The 16,459-nt window shown below is 68.2% G+C and carries 15 protein-coding genes and 1 tRNA gene; 3 read left to right on the forward strand and 13 right to left on the reverse strand.

Translation table 11 applies throughout. The features are described 5' to 3' along the window. Nucleotides 1–52 precede the first annotated feature (52 nt). The 11 genes from rpoB to ACIQI8_RS22725 form a co-directional block, all read right to left on the reverse strand. Complete coding sequence (gene rpoB / locus ACIQI8_RS22675) at nucleotides 53–3,538, reverse strand: DNA-directed RNA polymerase subunit beta (protein WP_402353343.1); 3,486 nt, start codon at nucleotides 3,536–3,538, stop codon at nucleotides 53–55. Between the two features lie 553 nt (nucleotides 3,539–4,091). Then, nucleotides 4,092–4,475, reverse strand: a complete 384-nt coding sequence (rplL, locus tag ACIQI8_RS22680) for a 50S ribosomal protein L7/L12 (protein WP_402354118.1) — start codon at nucleotides 4,473–4,475, stop codon at nucleotides 4,092–4,094. A gap of 123 nt (nucleotides 4,476–4,598) precedes the next feature. Further along, nucleotides 4,599–5,129 carry a 50S ribosomal protein L10 gene (gene rplJ / locus ACIQI8_RS22685; RefSeq protein ID WP_402353346.1) on the reverse strand — a complete coding sequence of 177 codons (531 nt, stop codon included), beginning with the start codon at nucleotides 5,127–5,129 and terminating at the stop codon, nucleotides 4,599–4,601. Nucleotides 5,130–5,414: 285 nt separating this feature from the next. Next, nucleotides 5,415–6,224: an LppX_LprAFG lipoprotein gene (locus tag ACIQI8_RS22690; RefSeq protein WP_402353349.1), complete on the reverse strand. Its 810-nt coding sequence runs from the start codon at nucleotides 6,222–6,224 to the stop codon at nucleotides 5,415–5,417. A 32-nt stretch (nucleotides 6,225–6,256) separates the two neighbouring features. Next, a complete protein-coding gene (locus ACIQI8_RS22695) occupies nucleotides 6,257–7,198 on the reverse strand; it encodes a hypothetical protein (protein ID WP_402353352.1) in 942 nt (313 codons plus the stop codon). 168 nt (nucleotides 7,199–7,366) lie between these two features. Beyond that, the gene (rplA, locus tag ACIQI8_RS22700) at nucleotides 7,367–8,092 is read right to left on the reverse strand and encodes a 50S ribosomal protein L1 (RefSeq protein ID WP_123998331.1); all 726 of its coding nucleotides are present in this window, start codon (nucleotides 8,090–8,092) and stop codon (nucleotides 7,367–7,369) included. Nucleotides 8,093–8,172: 80 nt separating this feature from the next. Then, nucleotides 8,173–8,607, reverse strand: coding sequence for a 50S ribosomal protein L11 (gene rplK, locus ACIQI8_RS22705; RefSeq protein WP_030359033.1), 435 nt, complete (start codon nucleotides 8,605–8,607; stop codon nucleotides 8,173–8,175). Between the two features lie 120 nt (nucleotides 8,608–8,727). After that, a complete protein-coding gene (locus tag ACIQI8_RS22710; protein WP_402353355.1) occupies nucleotides 8,728–9,210 on the reverse strand; it encodes a DUF3592 domain-containing protein in 483 nt (160 codons plus the stop codon). 40 nt (nucleotides 9,211–9,250) lie between these two features. After that, nucleotides 9,251–10,099, reverse strand: a complete 849-nt coding sequence (gene nusG, locus ACIQI8_RS22715; RefSeq protein WP_402353358.1) for a transcription termination/antitermination protein NusG — start codon at nucleotides 10,097–10,099, stop codon at nucleotides 9,251–9,253. An 80-nt stretch (nucleotides 10,100–10,179) separates the two neighbouring features. Continuing rightward, nucleotides 10,180–10,464, reverse strand: coding sequence for a preprotein translocase subunit SecE (gene secE, locus ACIQI8_RS22720; RefSeq protein WP_123998334.1), 285 nt, complete (start codon nucleotides 10,462–10,464; stop codon nucleotides 10,180–10,182). Between the two features lie 108 nt (nucleotides 10,465–10,572). Continuing rightward, nucleotides 10,573–10,645: transfer RNA gene (locus ACIQI8_RS22725), tRNA-Trp, on the reverse strand. Between the two features lie 281 nt (nucleotides 10,646–10,926). On the opposite strand from ACIQI8_RS22725, the gene ACIQI8_RS22730 reads away from it, so the two are divergent. Next, entirely contained in the window at nucleotides 10,927–12,153 is a 1,227-nt protein-coding gene (locus ACIQI8_RS22730) for a pyridoxal phosphate-dependent aminotransferase (RefSeq protein ID WP_123998335.1), read from the forward strand. 141 nt (nucleotides 12,154–12,294) lie between these two features. Continuing rightward, entirely contained in the window at nucleotides 12,295–13,332 is a 1,038-nt protein-coding gene (locus tag ACIQI8_RS22735) for an adenosine deaminase (RefSeq protein ID WP_402353362.1), read from the forward strand. Between the two features lie 35 nt (nucleotides 13,333–13,367). Here the strand turns inward: ACIQI8_RS22735 and ACIQI8_RS22740 are convergent, their stop codons facing one another. Further along, nucleotides 13,368–13,964, reverse strand: a complete 597-nt coding sequence (locus ACIQI8_RS22740) for a TetR/AcrR family transcriptional regulator (RefSeq protein WP_402353365.1) — start codon at nucleotides 13,962–13,964, stop codon at nucleotides 13,368–13,370. Nucleotides 13,965–14,066: 102 nt separating this feature from the next. Here ACIQI8_RS22740 and ACIQI8_RS22745 point away from each other — a divergent pair, with 102 nt between their 5' ends. Beyond that, nucleotides 14,067–14,699, forward strand: a complete 633-nt coding sequence (locus ACIQI8_RS22745) for an NAD(P)-dependent oxidoreductase (RefSeq protein WP_402353368.1) — start codon at nucleotides 14,067–14,069, stop codon at nucleotides 14,697–14,699. A 19-nt stretch (nucleotides 14,700–14,718) separates the two neighbouring features. Here the strand turns inward: ACIQI8_RS22745 and ACIQI8_RS22750 are convergent, their stop codons facing one another. After that, on the reverse strand, nucleotides 14,719–15,774 hold the full coding sequence (locus ACIQI8_RS22750) for a UDP-N-acetylmuramate dehydrogenase (protein ID WP_402353371.1): 1,056 nt from the start codon (nucleotides 15,772–15,774) through the stop codon (nucleotides 14,719–14,721). Between the last annotated feature and the right edge of the window lie 685 nt (nucleotides 15,775–16,459).

A 16,459-nucleotide genomic window follows, 5' to 3' on the forward strand; every position in this document is an offset into this window, starting at 1 on the left:
GGTCCAGGGGCCGGCCGAAGATTCCTCACCAGGACCTTCGGCCGGACTCCCGTCAGACCTCTTCGACGCTGCTCGGCTCACGCCGGGACAGGTCGATGCCAAGCTCCTCCGCAGCGCGGAAGACGTCCTCGTCGGTGTCGCGCATCTCGATGGACATGCCGTCCGAGGACAGCACCTCCACGTTGAGGCACAGGGACTGCATCTCCTTGATGAGCACCTTGAAGGACTCGGGGATGCCGGGCTCGGGGATGTTCTCGCCCTTGACGATGGCCTCGTAGACCTTCACGCGGCCGGTCACGTCGTCGGACTTGATGGTCAGCAGCTCCTGGAGGGCGTACGCGGCGCCATAAGCCTCCAGCGCCCACACCTCCATCTCACCGAAGCGCTGGCCACCGAACTGGGCCTTACCACCCAGCGGCTGCTGGGTGATCATCGAGTACGGACCGGTCGAGCGGGCGTGCAGCTTGTCGTCGACCAGGTGGTGCAGCTTGAGGATGTACATGTAGCCGATGGAGATCGGCTTCGGGAACGGCTCGCCGGAGCGGCCGTCGAACAGGTTGGCCTTGCCGGAGGGCTGGACCAGCCGGTCGCCGTCGCGGTTGGGGATCGTGGCCTCGAAGAGACCGGAGATCTCGTCCTCGCGGGCACCGTCGAAGACCGGGGTCGCGACGTTGGTACCCGGCGCGACCTGGTCGGCACCGATGACCTGGAGGCGCTGCGCCCAGTCGTCCGCGAGGCCGGAGACGTCCCAGCCGCGGCTGGCGAGCCAGCCGAGGTGGATCTCCAGGACCTGTCCCGGGTTCATTCGGGACGGGACACCCAGCGGGTTGAGGATGATGTCGACCGGGGTGCCGTCCTCCAGGAACGGCATGTCCTCGATCGGCAGGATCTTCGAGATGACGCCCTTGTTGCCGTGCCGGCCGGCCAGCTTGTCGCCGTCGGTGATCTTGCGCTTCTGCGCAACATACACCCGGACCAACTGGTTGACGCCGGGCGGCAGTTCGTCGCCCTCCTCGCGGTCGAAGACGCGGACGCCGATGACCTTGCCGATCTCGCCGTGCGGCACCTTCAGCGAGGTGTCGCGCACCTCGCGCGCCTTCTCGCCGAAGATCGCGCGGAGCAGGCGCTCCTCGGGGGTCAGCTCGGTCTCACCCTTGGGCGTGACCTTGCCGACGAGGATGTCACCGGCGACGACCTCGGCACCGATCCGGATGATGCCGCGCTCGTCGAGGTCGGCGAGGACCTCCTCGGAGACGTTCGGGATGTCCCGGGTGATCTCCTCGGGGCCGAGCTTGGTGTCACGGGCGTCGACCTCGTGCTCCTCGATGTGGATCGAGGAGAGGACGTCGTCCTGCACGAGGCGCTGCGACAGGATGATCGCGTCCTCGTAGTTGTGACCCTCCCACGGCATGAACGCCACGAGCAGGTTCTTGCCCAGCGCCATCTCGCCGTTCTCGGTGGCCGGACCGTCGGCCAGGACCTGGCCCTCGATGATCCGGTCGCCCTCGTTGACGATGACCTTCTGGTTGACCGAGGTGCCCTGGTTGGAGCGGGCGAACTTGGCCAGGCGGTACGTGATGTACGTGCCGTCGTCGTTGGCGGTGGTGATGTAGTCCGCGGAGACCTCCTGGACGACACCCGCCTTCTCGGCCTTGACCACGTCGCCGGCGTCGACGGCGGAGCGGTACTCCATGCCGGTGCCGACGAGCGGGGCCTCGCTCTTGATGAGCGGAACGGCCTGACGCATCATGTTCGCGCCCATCAGGGCACGGTTGGCGTCGTCGTGCTCGAGGAACGGGATCATGGCGGTCGCGACCGACACCATCTGGCGCGGCGAGACGTCCATGTAGTCCACGTCGTCACCGGCGACGTAGTCGACCTCTCCGCCACGGCGGCGGACGAGGACCCGGGCCTCGGTGAACTGCATGTCGTCGTTGAGCGTGGCGTTGGCCTGCGCGATGACGAATCGGTCCTCTTCGTCGGCCGTCAGGTAGTCCACCTCGTCGGTGACCTGACCGTCGACGACCTTGCGGTACGGCGTCTCCACGAAACCGAACGCGTTGACGCGGCCGTAGGAGGCGAGCGAACCGATCAGACCGATGTTCGGGCCCTCAGGGGTCTCGATCGGACACATGCGCCCGTAGTGCGAGGGGTGCACGTCACGGACCTCGAAGCCGGCTCGCTCACGGGAGAGACCACCCGGGCCAAGAGCCGACAGACGGCGCTTGTGGGTGAGACCCGACAGCGGGTTGTTCTGGTCCATGAACTGCGACAGCTGGCTGGTGCCGAAGAACTCCTTGATGGAGGCGACGACCGGCCGGATGTTGATCAGGGTCTGCGGCGTGATCGCCTCGACGTCCTGGGTCGTCATGCGCTCACGCACGACGCGCTCCATACGAGCCAGACCCGTGCGGACCTGGTTCTGGATGAGCTCGCCGACGCTGCGCAGACGACGGTTGCCGAAGTGGTCGATGTCGTCGGTCTCGACGACGATGGAGCCGCCGCTGTCGCCGACCGTCTCGGTCTCACCGGCGTGCAGCTTCACCAGGTACTTGATCGTCGAGATGATGTCCTCGACGGTCAGGATGCCCGCGTCCAGCGGAGCGTCCGCACCCAGCTTCTTGTTGACCTTGTAGCGGCCGACCTTGGCCAGGTCGTAGCGCTTGGGGTTGAAGTAGAGGTTCTCGAGCAGCGTCTGCGCGGCCTCACGGGTCGGGGGCTCGCCCGGACGCAGCTTGCGGTAGATGTCGAGCAGCGCGTCGTCCTGGCCCTGGGTGTGGTCCTTCTCCAGGGTGGCGCGCATCGACTCGTACTCGCCGAACTCCTCGAGGATCTGCTCGGTGGTCCAGCCGAGAGCCTTCAGGAGAACGGTGACGGACTGCTTGCGCTTGCGGTCGATGCGGACACCGACCATGTCGCGCTTGTCGATCTCCATCTCCAGCCAGGCACCCCGGGACGGGATGATCTTGGCGGAGAAGATGTCCTTGTCGGACGTCTTGTCGATGGAGGAGTCGAAGTAGACACCCGGCGAGCGGACCAGCTGCGACACCACGACACGCTCGGTGCCGTTGATGACGAAGGTGCCCTTGTTCGTCATGAGCGGGAAGTCACCCATGAAGACGGTCTGGGACTTGATCTCGCCGGTCTCGTTGTTCGTGAACTCGGCGGTGACGAAGAGCGGAGCCGCGTACGTGAAGTCGCGCTCCTTGCACTCGTCGATGCTGTTCTTAGGCGGCTCGAAACGGTGGTCGCGGAAGGTCAGCGACATCGACCCGGAGAAGTCCTCGATCGGGGAGATCTCCTCGAAGATCTCCTCCAGACCGGACTTGGTGGGGACGTCCTGACCGGAATCCAGAGCCGCCTCGACTCGAGCCTTCCACGCGTCGTTGCCGAGCAGCCAGTCGAAGCTCTCGGTCTGCAGCGCAAGAAGGTTCGGAACCTCGAGGGGCTCCTTGATCTTTGCAAAAGAGATGCGCAGCGGGGCGGTGCTGGCAGCGTTGTTCGTATTCGCGGTCGAGGCAGTGCGCGAGGCGGCCAAGAGGGGGTCCTTCCGAGGGCTCGGACTCACTACGCGCTCCCCGATCCCTCCCCGGCCACGGAGACAGAAACCCCAGTTCAAAGGGGGCTCGGTCATCGGTGCTCAGGTGAGGGCAGACCCCTGGTGACGGGCAGGGGACAGCTAACAGGCAGCGCAAAGGGTCAGTGTAGCCACTCGGCACACTGATGTCCAGTCCCCATTTTCTGAGACCCTCGTTGTCCTCAACGCCTGCGCCATGCCTGCCTTCAACGCACGTTGATACTGCCCTCTTCGTCGCCGATCCATGCCTCGGATTCGGACCGTTCTGGCGACGCGTCCTGAGAATTGCGCGCTCCGTGCGGTTCGTCAAGGCCCCTCTGCGCAAACCCGGTGCGCGGGAGACACGACGAAGATCACCATACCCGCCGCCACTGCGGGTGCAAGGCAACCGTGGCCCGCCTCCCCGGAACGCCGAAGAGCGACCACCCGGATGGATGATCGCTCTTCGGTGCTCTCGCGTTACAGCCCGATCGGGCCGCGTCCGCGCGCGGAGGCCTTGAGGGCCTCGGAGGTGTTACTTGACCTCGACGGAGGCGCCGGCGGCCTTGAGGGACTCGGCAGCCTTCTCGGCGGCCTCCTTGGCGACCTTCTCGACGACGGGCTTCGGGGCGCCGTCCACGAGGTCCTTGGCCTCCTTCAGGCCCAGCGAGGTCAGCTCACGCACGACCTTGATGACCTGGATCTTCTTCTCGCCGGCGCCGGTGAGGATGACGTCGAACTCGTCCTGCTCGGCCTCGGCCTCGACCGGAGCGCCGGTAGCGGCGGGACCGGCAACGGCGACCGCGGCAGCGGCGGTGACGTCGAACTTCTCCTCGAACGCCTTCACGAACTCGGAAAGCTGGATGAGGGTCATCGTCTCGAACTCGGCGAGCAGTTCGTCCTGGGTGAGAGCCACGATGGCTTCCCTTCACTAATTCGGCTGGTGCCGGGTGTGTACATGTCTGGCGGGCGTACGTTCGGCCCGCTACGACCGTTGCCTTGGGGCGCGAAGCCTCAGGCGGCGGTCATTTCGCGAGCCGAATTACTCGGCACCGCCCTGCTCTTCTTGCTTGGCGCGAAGGGCGTCCACGGTGCGGACGAGCTTCGACGGAAGCGCCTGGAAGAGCTGCGCAGCCTGAGTCTGCTTGCCCTTGAAGGCACCCGCCAGCTTGGAGAGCAGAACCTCGCGGGACTCGAGGTCCGCGAGCTTCTTGATCTCGTCGGCGGACAGCGCCTTGCCGTCAAGGACACCGCCCTTGATGACGAGGTTCGGGTTGTCCTTGGCGAAGTCACGAAGACCCTTCGCCGACGTCACCGGGTCACCGGTGACGAAGGCGACCGCCGTCGGACCGTTGAACAGGTCGTCGAGCGTGGAGATCCCGGCCTCGTTGGCCGCAATCTTGGTCAGCGTGTTCTTCACCACGGCGTACTGGGCGTTCTCACCGAGCGAACGACGCAGCGTCTTGAGCTGCGCCACGGTGAGACCCCGGTACTCGGTCAGCACAGCAGCGTTCGAGCTGCGGAACTGCTCCGTCAGCTCGGCTACCGCAGCAGCCTTGTCGGGCCTTGCCATAGAGCGTCGGCCTCCTTCCGGGTGTTGGACCGCTCAGAAGGGGCTGAGGAATACGAAACGCCCCGGCGCAGGCGCACGGGGCGTAACTCGACCGGGTTCACCCGCTGTTGGGCGGCGAAGTCCGGGAGTACTTCCACAGTGTCACCTGCGCGGGTCGTCCGCAGTTCAGCGGATCCTTCGGTCACCGAACCCTCTTGCGAGAGCACGGCAACGACCAGCGGTCTTTGGCTTCTCCTGGAGAGTACGGGACCGCATCCCTGTCAAGCAAATCCGCTCCTACGGTGCTCAGCCCCGGGACTTCCCGGCCTGCTCGCGCAGGTCCACCGTGTCGTCGGCGGCCGGTGCCCGCACCGTCACCGGCGTGCCGAAGTCGAGCAGGGTGACGGTGAGATCGAGCTCCCCGTGCCGGCCGAAGCCCTGGGTCCGCAGCCGCCTGACATGGTCGTCGCCGTCCACCCATACGTCGAGGGTGAGCTCGTCGACGCCCAACGTCTTGTACTGCGCCAGGTCCGCCTTCGCCTTCCCGGTCACTAGGTCGCGGAGGTGATCGAGGGTCGCCGTCCCGGTGTAGTGCGTGGTGCGGGAGCCCGCGACGGTCTCGGTGCCGGTCCGGCGTACGTCGTCGGCGGCCGCCAGGAAGGCGGCGTCCCGGGCCGGGTTGCGCCCGACCTGGTCGCGCAGACCGCCGACGTCCATCTTCAGTCCGCTGCCCGCGGTGAACCTGGCGTCCGGACCGAAGTCGGCCCAGTGCCTGCCGTGCGTCTGCTGGGCCACGCCGTTCTCGGTCATGCTCTGGTACAACACCCCGTCGACCAGGCGCAGTTCGGCCTTGCCTGCGTTGCCGTCGGCCCGGCTGGTGGTGACCATGCGGGCGCGTGCCGGCTTCGCGGCGACGGACGCCTCGGTCTCGACCTGTCCCTGCTCCGGTATCCGCCCGCTGATCCGGTAGTGCACGGACGGAACGCCCTCGGTCGCTCTCGCCGCCCGCGCGACGGCCGCGGCGGCGGACGAGTCCGAGGACCCGCCCGCACCGCCACCTGCACCGCCCACGCAGCCCGCGCACAGCAGCACGGCGAGCCCGGCGAACCCGAGCACTCGGGCCGTTCCGACCGCTCCGGCAGCCGATCTCAAGAGCTGTCGGCCGAGCCGCTGGCGGTGTCGCCGCTGCCCGGTGTCATGCCCTGCTTCTTCAGCAGGTCCTTGAAGTCCTCGGTGTCGCTCGCCGCCGGCTCGCTGACGGAGACCTTCGTGCCGTAGTCGCTGTAGTACGCGGTCTGCGTGTACTCGCCTGCCGTCATCCGGCCCTTCTCGACCTTCTTGACCAGCAGGTCCTTGCCGTCTACCCAGATGTCCACGGTCTCGGTGCTGACACCGGCCTGGGTGAGCTGCTTCTTCAGACCGGCCAGCTGGCTCGCGGTGAGGCTGGAGTTCTTGCGGGCCAGGTCGGCCACGTCCACCGTGCCCGAGTAGTGCGTGGTCTCCACCCCGCGCACCTTCTCCGTGCCGACCTTCTTGACGTCCCCGGAGGCCAGCAGCAGCTTCACCGACTGGTTCGGAGTCGTGTTCTGCATCTGGTCCTTGAGGTAGGCGCCGGAGCTGCCCCCGAGGTCCGCGAGGTCGTCGTAGCCGTACCGGATCCAGTGCTTGCCGCCGGCCTGCTGGGCGAACTGCTCGCCCATCTTGGCGTAGTAGGCGTCGGGCAGGTAGCGGGCCTGCATCGACGTGGTGCCGAGCTGGCGCATGGTGTCGGCCATCGTGCCGCCGGTGTAGGTGATGACGAGGTTGCCGGTGAGACCGTCGGCCCAGCCGAGGGCGCCGTCGGCGGTCATCGACATCACGGAGCCCATGGACGTCGTGGACTCGACCTTGGCGGAGTCGGCGCCGTCGGTGGACTTCTCGGCGGTGCGCAGGGCGGCTATCGGGCTGAGCCGTGTGCTGCCCTTGCCGGCCGCGTTGTCGTCCTTGGCGGACCCGCCGCCGGAGCCCGAGGAACCGCAAGCGGCCACCCCCGACAGAGCGGTCCCCACCGCGATCGACAGCGCCACGCGGCGCACGGTCCTGCTCTTCATTCGTCCCACCCCTAAGCGTTTGCTGTGTCCCGACGGTAACCCAGGGCACTGACAAGCCGTACGGAAATATCCGCACACACAAAGGACGGGCCCCGCACCCGTGAAGGTTGCGGAGCCCGTCGTGCTTTTGTCGCGTCCCTGACGCGGCTACCGGGGTGAGCGCTCAGCTCAGACGGCGGCCGGGTCCTCCTCGACGAGGAGGTTGCGGGTGCGGTTCGGGTCGACCGGAACGCCGGGGCCGATCGTGGTGCTGATCGCGGCCTTCTTGATGTAGCGACCCTTGGCGGCGGACGGCTTCAGACGGAGGATCTCCTCCAGCGCGGCGCCGTAGTTCTCCACCAGCTTGGTGTCGTCGAAGGACGCCTTGCCGATGATGAAGTGCAGGTTCGAGTGCTTGTCGACGCGGAACTCGATCTTGCCGCCCTTGATGTCGTTGACAGCCTTCACGACGTCCGGGGTGACCGTGCCGGTCTTGGGGTTCGGCATGAGGCCACGGGGGCCGAGCACGCGGCCGAGGCGGCCGACCTTGCCCATGAGGTCCGGGGTGGCGACGACGGCGTCGAAGTCCAGCCGGCCCTTCGCCACCTCGTCGATGAGTTCGTCGGAGCCGACGATGTCGGCGCCCGCGGCGGTCGCGGCCTCGGCACGGTCACCGGTCGCGAAGACCAGGACCCGGGCGGTCTTACCGGTGCCGTGCGGAAGGTTCACGGTGCCACGGACCATCTGGTCGGCCTTGCGCGGGTCGACACCCAGGCGGAAGGCGACCTCGACGGTGCCGTCGAACTTGGAGGTGGAGGTCTCCTTGGCGAGACGGACGGCCTCGAGCGGGGCGTAGAGCTTGTCCCGGTCGATCTTCTCGTCCGCAGCGCGGAGAGACTTGCTGCGCTTGCTCACTTCTTCTCCTGGTGAGTCTTAGGAGTCGTGGTCCGGACCGAGCAGGCCCTGCCACTTCTGCAGTTGAACGGGGGTGGGACTCAGCCCTCGACCGTGATGCCCATGGAACGGGCGGTGCCGGCGATGATCTTCGACGCGGCGTCCAGGTCGTTGGCGTTGAGGTCGGGCATCTTCGTGGTGGCGATCTCGCGGACCTGCGCCTGAGTGATCTTGGCGACCTTGGTCTTGTGCGGCTCGCCGGAGCCCTTCTCCACACCCGCGGCCTTGAGGATCATCTTGGCGGCCGGCGGCGTCTTGGTGATGAAGGTGAAGGAACGGTCCTCGTAGACCGTGATCTCCACCGGGATCACCCAGCCACGCTGCGACTCGGTCGCGGCGTTGTACGCCTTGCAGAACTCCATGATGTTCACGCCGTGCTGACCCAGCGCGGGGCCGACCGGCGGAGCCGGGTTGGCCGCGCCGGCCTGGATCTGGAGCTTGATGAGCCCCGTGACCTTCTTCTTCTTGGGAGGCATGCTCTCTCCGGGTCCTTACTGAGAGTTGGTTACCAGCTGCATCAATTGGATGAATCATCCGGCAGATGGCATACCGCACCACGGTAGCCGATGACCTCCCCCGGCATGAAATCGTCGAGGTCAGAAAGGCTGCGCGGGGGTACGGTCCCGGCTCGCGACCACCAACTGGACCAGCCCCGCGACCAGGAAGAGGACGCCGAAGAACCCGATGAGTGCGGTGATGGCGCCCACCTGACCGAGCCCGCCCTCCTCGGCCGCCACCGTCGGGTCCGAGGGCCGGTACCGGATGGTGATCGGCTCGCCCTCGCGGGAGACCTTGTTCTCCTTGGCGGAGGTGAGGACCGGCAGATCGGCCTCCACCTTCTTCCCGTCGAGCTCGAACTCGGCCCAGCAGCGGTGGCGCCAGCAGTTGGCCGCGCCCTCGTTGTGGAAGACGCCGACCTCGCGGACCCCGTCCTTCTGGAGCGAGGAGACCTGTGCCCACTGGGTGACGCCCACGTATGCGGCGCAGGCCGAGACGACCGCCCCGATCAGCAGGAGCACCCCGGCGAGCAGGAAACGACGAGAGCGCCCGAGCCGTGGGGCGACTGCCGCCCGGCTCAAGGCGCTCTCTCTGTCTGTGTCGGTCAACGGACCTCGGTCGTCAGTTCTTCTGAATCTGATCGAAGGACAGCTCGACCGGCGTCTCACGGCCGAAGATCTCGACGAGACCCTTGACCTTCTTGGAGTCGGGGTTGATCTCGTTGATGGTCGCCTGCAGCGTCGCGAACGGACCGTCGGTGACGGTGACCGAGTCGCCGACCTCGAAGTCCAGCACCTGGACCTCGAGCTTGCGCTGCGGAACCGGCTTGCCCTCGGCCTCGGCGGCCTCACGGGCGGCCTTCTCCTCGGCCTCCGGCGCGAGCATCTTGACGATCTCGTCCAGGGTCAGCGGGTACGGGTCGTAGGCGTTGCCCACGAAGCCGGTGACGCCGGGGGTGTTGCGGACGACGCCCCAGGACTCGTTCGTCAGGTCCATGCGGACCAGGACGTAGCCCGGGAGCTTGTTCTGCTTGATCGTCTTGCGCTCGCCGTTCTTGATCTGCGCGACCTCTTCCTGCGGCACCTCGGCCTGGAAGATGAAGTCCTCGACGTTCAGCGAGACGGCACGCTGTTCGAGGTTGGTCTTCACGCGGTTCTCGTAACCGGCGTAGGTGTGGATGACGTACCACTCGCCGGGCAGTGCGCGCAGCTCCTGGCGGAGGGCCTCGACCGGGTCGACCGGCTCGGGCTCCGCTTCGACGAGCTCGTCCTCGGCGTCCTCGTCGGACGCTTCCTCGGCGCTCTCGTCCTCGTCCTCGACGTGCAGCGCGGCTTCCTCGGCGGGCTCGCCCGCCTCGGCCTCGGCAGCCTCGAACTCGTCCTGCTCGTCCGAGCCCTCGACGATGTCGAGCTCGTCATCGACCGACTCATCGGGCTCGACGGCGGCGTCGTTCAGGTTCGGGTCAGACACGATGGCTGCTTCTTCCTGGATACATGGGGGTGGAACATGCGAAAGGGGCGCCGGTTACCTCGGCGCCCTTCGCACTCGACTCAGCCGAAGACGTACTTGGCGGCGTGGCTGAGCCCATAGTCAATCACGGTCACCAGGCCGATCATGATGACGACGAAGACAATGACCACTGTCGTGTACGTCGTCAGCTGGTTTCGCGTGGGCCAGACGACCTTGCGCAGCTCCGCGATGACCTGACGGTAGAAGAGGGCAAGCCTCTTGAACGGACCCTTCTTGGCCCGCTTACCGCCCTTTCGGGACTTCTTCGTCTCCTGCGCCTCGTCCTGGGCACCAGGCGTGTCGATGGAGCCCACGGCGTCCGCCATTCGTCCTCACCTGTTCCCGGGTCGTGGCCGTGCCGCGCCCGGTCTGAGCCGCACGGCTGTGCACTACTGTACGTACATGCACACACATCCTGGCGAAGGTGTGTGTAGCAGGGCCGGAGGGACTTGAACCCCCAACCGCCGGTTTTGGAGACCGGTGCTCTACCAATTGAGCTACGACCCTTTGCGCGTCCCCCAACGTACCGCATCCGACCGAGTGCTCGGTGTGCACCTTCCACGGCGCGGCAGTTGATGGCCAACGAGGTGAGAGTGTACGTGGTCCGGGGCGCCCCGTCGAACAGAAAGCGCCCGTAGGGGCCTTGGCGGAGGAAGATCGTCGGAAAACCGACGGAAGATCACCAGGCCACCGCATGATTCCGGACGGGTGTTCAGTGGTCGACCGCTACATGTTCAGTCTGTGAAACCCGCGTGCCGGTGGCGTTTCCGGTCTGAAACGATGGCCCCATGAGCCCTGCAACCCCTCCCACCGAGCGCCGGGTCTCCGCCCGAGTCGGCGCGATCTCCGAATCCGCCACCCTCGCCGTCGACGCCAAGGCCAAGGCCCTCAAGGCCGCCGGGCGTCCGGTGATCGGCTTCGGCGCCGGCGAGCCCGACTTCCCGACCCCGGACTACATCGTCGAGGCGGCCGTCGAGGCCTGCAAGAACCCGAAGTACCACCGCTACACGCCGGCCGGCGGACTGCCCGAGCTGAAGGCCGCGATCGCCGCGAAGACGCTGCGCGACTCCGGCTACGAGGTCGAGGCGTCCCAGATCCTGGTGACCAACGGCGGCAAGCAGGCCATCTACGAGGCCTTCGCCGCGATCCTCGACCCGGGTGACGAGGTCATCGTCCCGGCGCCGTACTGGACGACGTACCCGGAGTCGATCCGGCTGGCCGGCGGTGTCCCGGTGGACGTCGTCGCGGACGAGACGACCGGCTACCGGGTCTCGGTCGAGCAGTTGGAGGCGGCGCGCACCGAGAACACGAAGGTCCTCCTCTTCGTCTCCCCCTCGAACCCGACCGGCGCCGTCTACACGCGCGCGCAGATCGAGGAGATCGGCCGCTGGGCCGCCGAGCATGGCCTGTGGGTCCTGACGGACGAGATCTACGAGCACTTGGTGTACGGCGACGCCGAGTTCCACTCGCTCCCGGTGGTCGTGCCGGAGCTGGCCGACAAGACGATCGTGGTCAACGGCGTCGCGAAGACGTACGCGATGACCGGCTGGCGGGTCGGGTGGGTCATCGGCCCCAAGGACGTCGTCAAGGCGGCGACGAACCTCCAGTCGCACGCCACGTCGAACGTCTCCAACGTGGCCCAGGTCGCCGCTCTGGCCGCCGTCTCCGGCGATCTCTCCGCCGTGGAGAAGATGAAGGAGGCCTTCGACCGCCGCCGCAAGACCATCGTGCGGATGCTGAACGAGATCGACGGCGTGGTCTGCCCGGAGCCCGAGGGCGCCTTCTACGTGTACCCGTCGGTCAAGGCACTGCTCGGCAAGGACATCCGCGGCAAGCGCCCGCAGGACTCGGTCGAGCTGGCCGCGCTCATCCTCGAGGAGGTGGAGGTCGCGGTCGTCCCGGGCGAGGCCTTCGGCACCCCCGGGTATCTGCGGCTGTCGTACGCCCTGGGTGACGAGGATCTCGTCGAGGGCGTCAGCCGGATCCAGAAGCTGCTGGCCGAGGCTCAGGACTGACGCTGGACTGACGTTTTCGCGCTCCACGCGCGCGTGACGGGCCGTCTTCCCGAGGGGAGGCGGCCCGTTTCTGCGTGCGAGCAAGACCACGTACGGGGAATCCGGTATCGGGACGGCGCCGGCGTACGGCAGGATCCTCCAATGGAGCGTGTACGTGATGTCTCTGAGCTGCCGAAGGCCCATCTGCATCTGCACTTCACCGGGTCGATGCGGCCGGCGACCGTGCTGGAACTGGCCGACAAGTACGGCGTCCGCCTGCCCGACGCCCTCACCGAGGCGCTGACCAGCGGGGAACCGCCGAGACTGCGGGCGACCGACGAGCGGGGCTGGTTCCGCTTCCAGCGCCTGTACGACGCGGCGCGGTCGTGCCTGCGGGAGCCCGACGACATCCGCCGGCTGGTGCGCGAGGCCGCCGAGGAGGACGTCAGGGACGGCTCGGGGTGGCTGGAGATCCAGGTCGACCCGACGTCGTACGCACCACGTCTTGGCGGGCTGATCCCGGCGCTGGAGATCATCCTGGACGCGGTCGAGACGACCTCCCGCGAGACGGGTCTCGGGATGCGCGTGCTGGTCGCCGCGAACCGGATGAAGCACCCGCTGGACGCGCGGACGTTGGCCCGGCTGGCGGTGCGGTACGCCGACCGTGGCGTGGTCGGCTTCGGCCTCTCGAACGACGAACGCCGGGGCATGGCGCGGGACTTCGACCGGGCCTTCCACATCGCGCGGGAGGGCGGGCTGCTGTCCGCTCCGCACGGTGGTGAGCTGACGGGGCCGGCGTCGGTGCGGGACTGCCTCGACGACCTGCACGCCGACCGGCTCGGACACGGCGTGCGCGCGGCGGAGGACCCACGACTCCTCAAGCGCCTCGCCGAGCGAGGCATCACCTGCGAGGTCTGCCCCGCCTCGAACGTCGCCCTGGGCGTCTACGAGAAGCCCGAGGACGTCCCGCTGCGCACGCTGTACGAAGCAGGGGTCCCGATGGCGCTCGGCGCCGACGACCCGCTGCTCTTCGGCTCGCGGCTGGCCGCGCAGTACGAGATCGCCCGTCGATATCACGCTTTCACGGACGAGGAGTTGGCGGAGCTGGCACGGCAGTCACTGCGCGGTTCGGCGGCGCCTGAGGACGTGAAGGCGAAGCTGTTGGCGGGGGTCGACGACTGGCTGGCGCAGGGCGTGTAGCGGCACGCGCGCGTAGGGGCACGCCTGGGCAGGGGTCAGCCGCCGATTCCGGCGAGCAGGGTGCGGGCCAGCCGTGCGGCGAACTCGTCGACCGGCGGCCGTACGCCCTGCGCGGTCGCCTCGTACGCGAACGCGCGCTGGGCGCACGCGCCGAGGAGCAGGGACGCGGCGGCGAAGGTGTCGGCGTCGGGGCGGACGCGGCCGACGGCCTGTTCGGCACGCAGGTAGGCGTCGAGGCCCTCGATGGGCCGGTGCGGACCCGCACCGATGTCCCTCATCGCGTCGTCGTGCCGGCGCTTGAGCTGGGTCTCCGCGTACAGGGAGGCGGCGATCGGGAAGCTCTGCTCGTAGAACAGGGCGGCCTGGCGGGCGATCTCGGTGAGGTTCACCGTCAGTGTGCCCCGCCCGGGCTCGGCGGCCAGGCTGTTCAGCAGGGGCGTCAACTGCGGCAGCCGCTCCGTGAGGACACGGATGAACAGGTCTTCCTTGCTGTCGAAGTACTTGTAGAGCGCGGCCTCGGAGCAGTCAGCCGCCTTGGCGATCTCCTTGGTGGTGGTACGAGCCAGCCCGACGGTGAGCATCAGTTCGTGAGCGGCGTCGAGGAGACGGACGCGGGCGGGCTTCTTCTCCATGGCACGGCCAATCGGGCTTGACGGGTGAGTGAGTGCTTACCCATTCTAGGGAGAGGCCGGAGTGAGTGAATACTCACCCACCACACGAGCACAGGAGGAGCCATGCACCTCACCGTCTTCGGTGCCACGGGAGGCATCGGCCAGGAAATCGTCCGGCAGGCCTTGGACTCGGGGCACGGGGTCACCGCCGTGGTACGGGATCCAGCGCGGCTTGCGGTGACCGGTGAGCGGCTTGAGGTGTTTCGCGCGGATCTGACCGATCCGGAAGCGGTGCGGGCCGCCGTGGCCAGCCGGGACGCGGTCCTGTCCGGGCTGGGCGCGCGCACCCGCAAGGAGGCGGGGGTCACGGCCCGGCTCACGCGTACGGTGCTGGGCGCGATGGAGTCGGAGGGCGTACGGCGGATCGTCGTGGTGAGCGCGGGTCCGGTCGGTCCGGCGCCCGCGGCGGAGGGTCCCGTCGACCGCACGGCACGGCGGATCGTCACGGCACTTCTGAAGGACGTCTACGCCGATCTGGGCGCGATGGAGGCCGAGTTGGCGCGGAGCGCCACGGACTGGACGGTCGTGCGGCCGCCGCGGCTGCAGAACAAGCCGGTCACGGGGGTGTACCGGACGGTGGTCGGCGGTTTTCCGGCGAAGGGGCGGTTCATCGGGCGGGCGGATGTGGCGCACGCGATGTTGGCGATGGCCGGTGATCCGGGGGTGGTGAAGCAGGGGGTGGGGGTGGCGTATTAGAAGGGGCGGGAGCGGCCTACTAGAGGGTCACGCCGACCGTCACCGGTTCGTTGACCAGTGTGATGCCGAAGGTCTCCCGGACGCCGGCGACGACCTCGCGCGCGAGGGTGAGCAGGTCCTCGGTGGTGGCGTCGCCGCGGTTGGTGAGGGCGAGGGTGTGCTTCGTGGAGATGCGGGCCGGGCCGGTGCCGTAGCCCTTGGTGAAGCCCGCCTTGTCGATCAGCCAGGCGGCGGAGGTCTTGGTGTGCCCGTCCCCTGCCGGGAAGGCGGGCGGTTCGGCGGCGTCGCCGAGGTGCTCACGCACGCGTGCGTGGAAGGCGGCGAACTCCGTGTCCGTGAGGATCGGGTTCGTGAAGAAGGAACCTGCCGACCAGGTGTCGTGGTCCTCGGGGTCCAGGACCATGCCCTTGCCCGCGCGCAGCTTGAGGACGGTCTCGCGGGCGGCGGCCAGCGGGACTCGGTCGCCGGGCTCGACGCCCAGTGCGCGGGCCGTCTCGGCGTACTTGATCGGCGCGGAGAGACCGTCCGCGTCCTCCAGGTCGAAGCGGACGCGCAGGACGACGTAGCGCTCGGGGTCTGCCTTGAAGCGGCTGTGGCGGTAGGAGAAGGCGCAGTCGGCGCTGGCGAGGGTGACCGTCTCGCGCGCGTGCCGGTCGTACGCGACCACCTCGGTGATCGTGGACGACACCTCCTGCCCGTACGCCCCCACGTTCTGAATCGGCGTCGCGCCGGCCGACCCCGGGATACCGGCCAGACACTCGATCCCGGCGAGCCCGGCCTCGACGGTCCGGGCGACGGCGTCGCTCCACACCTCACCGGCGGCGAGCTCCAGCCGGGTGCCGTCGAGTACGAATCCCTTGGTGGCGACGACAAGCGCGGTCCCGGCGAACCCCGTGTCACCGACCACCAGATTCGACCCCCCACCGATCACCAACAACGGCGTCCCCGCGTCATCGGCTTCCCGGACAGCGTCGATCACCTCGGCGTCGTTCGTCGCGGTGACCAGCCGATCAGCGGGCCCACCGAGCCGAAAGGTGGTCAACGGGCCGAGGGGAGCATCGTGAAGTACCTGCACGCGCCCAAGAGTACGAGACGCCACTGACAGGTTCGGGCGGGGCCGGGGGCGAATGCCTGCGGCGCCTGCGCGGGACGGGTGGGGGTGCACGTAGCGCCCAGCCGTGCTCCGTGGGTCGGGGCCGGGGCGGGGGGTGTCCGTCCTCGGACCGGCGGTTCTGTCGGCCGACGTGTGCCGTAGGTTGACGCCGGCCACTGCGGGCGGACACCCCCCGCCCCGTCCCCTTCGCATGGAGAGCGGGTGCGGGTCGTCGGTAGGTCCCCAGCCATATCCGTCTCCCTCAACTTGCGGGCCGTCAGCACGTCGCCGTCCGCCCGGGGCCTCCGCACGGTCGTACGCCCGACGCACAACGCCCCTCCCCCAACCTGCGGGCAGCCAGTACATCCCCGCTCCCCCGCCCAAGCCGCAGGCAGTCAGCACGTCCCCACTCCCCGCCCAAGCCGCAGGCAGTCGGCACGCCCCCACTCCCGCCCCGCCCCCGTTCCTGCATGCGCCACGCGCACGACGGTGCCCTCCCACCCCCCTAGCCTGCGGGCAGTCGTGCCGCTGGGGCGGCACGGGTGGGCGCAGGCGGCACCCCGTCAGCGCCGGGCCGCGCGACCCACCCCCGCCTCAGCCCCAGCACGCGTGCACGACGAAACGGCCCCGCCTGTCCTGGCAGAGCCGTTCCGTTGCGGAGCAGACA

The sequence above is a fragment of the Streptomyces sp. NPDC092369 genome (assembly GCF_044755245.1).
Taxonomy (GTDB): domain Bacteria; phylum Actinomycetota; class Actinomycetes; order Streptomycetales; family Streptomycetaceae; genus Streptomyces.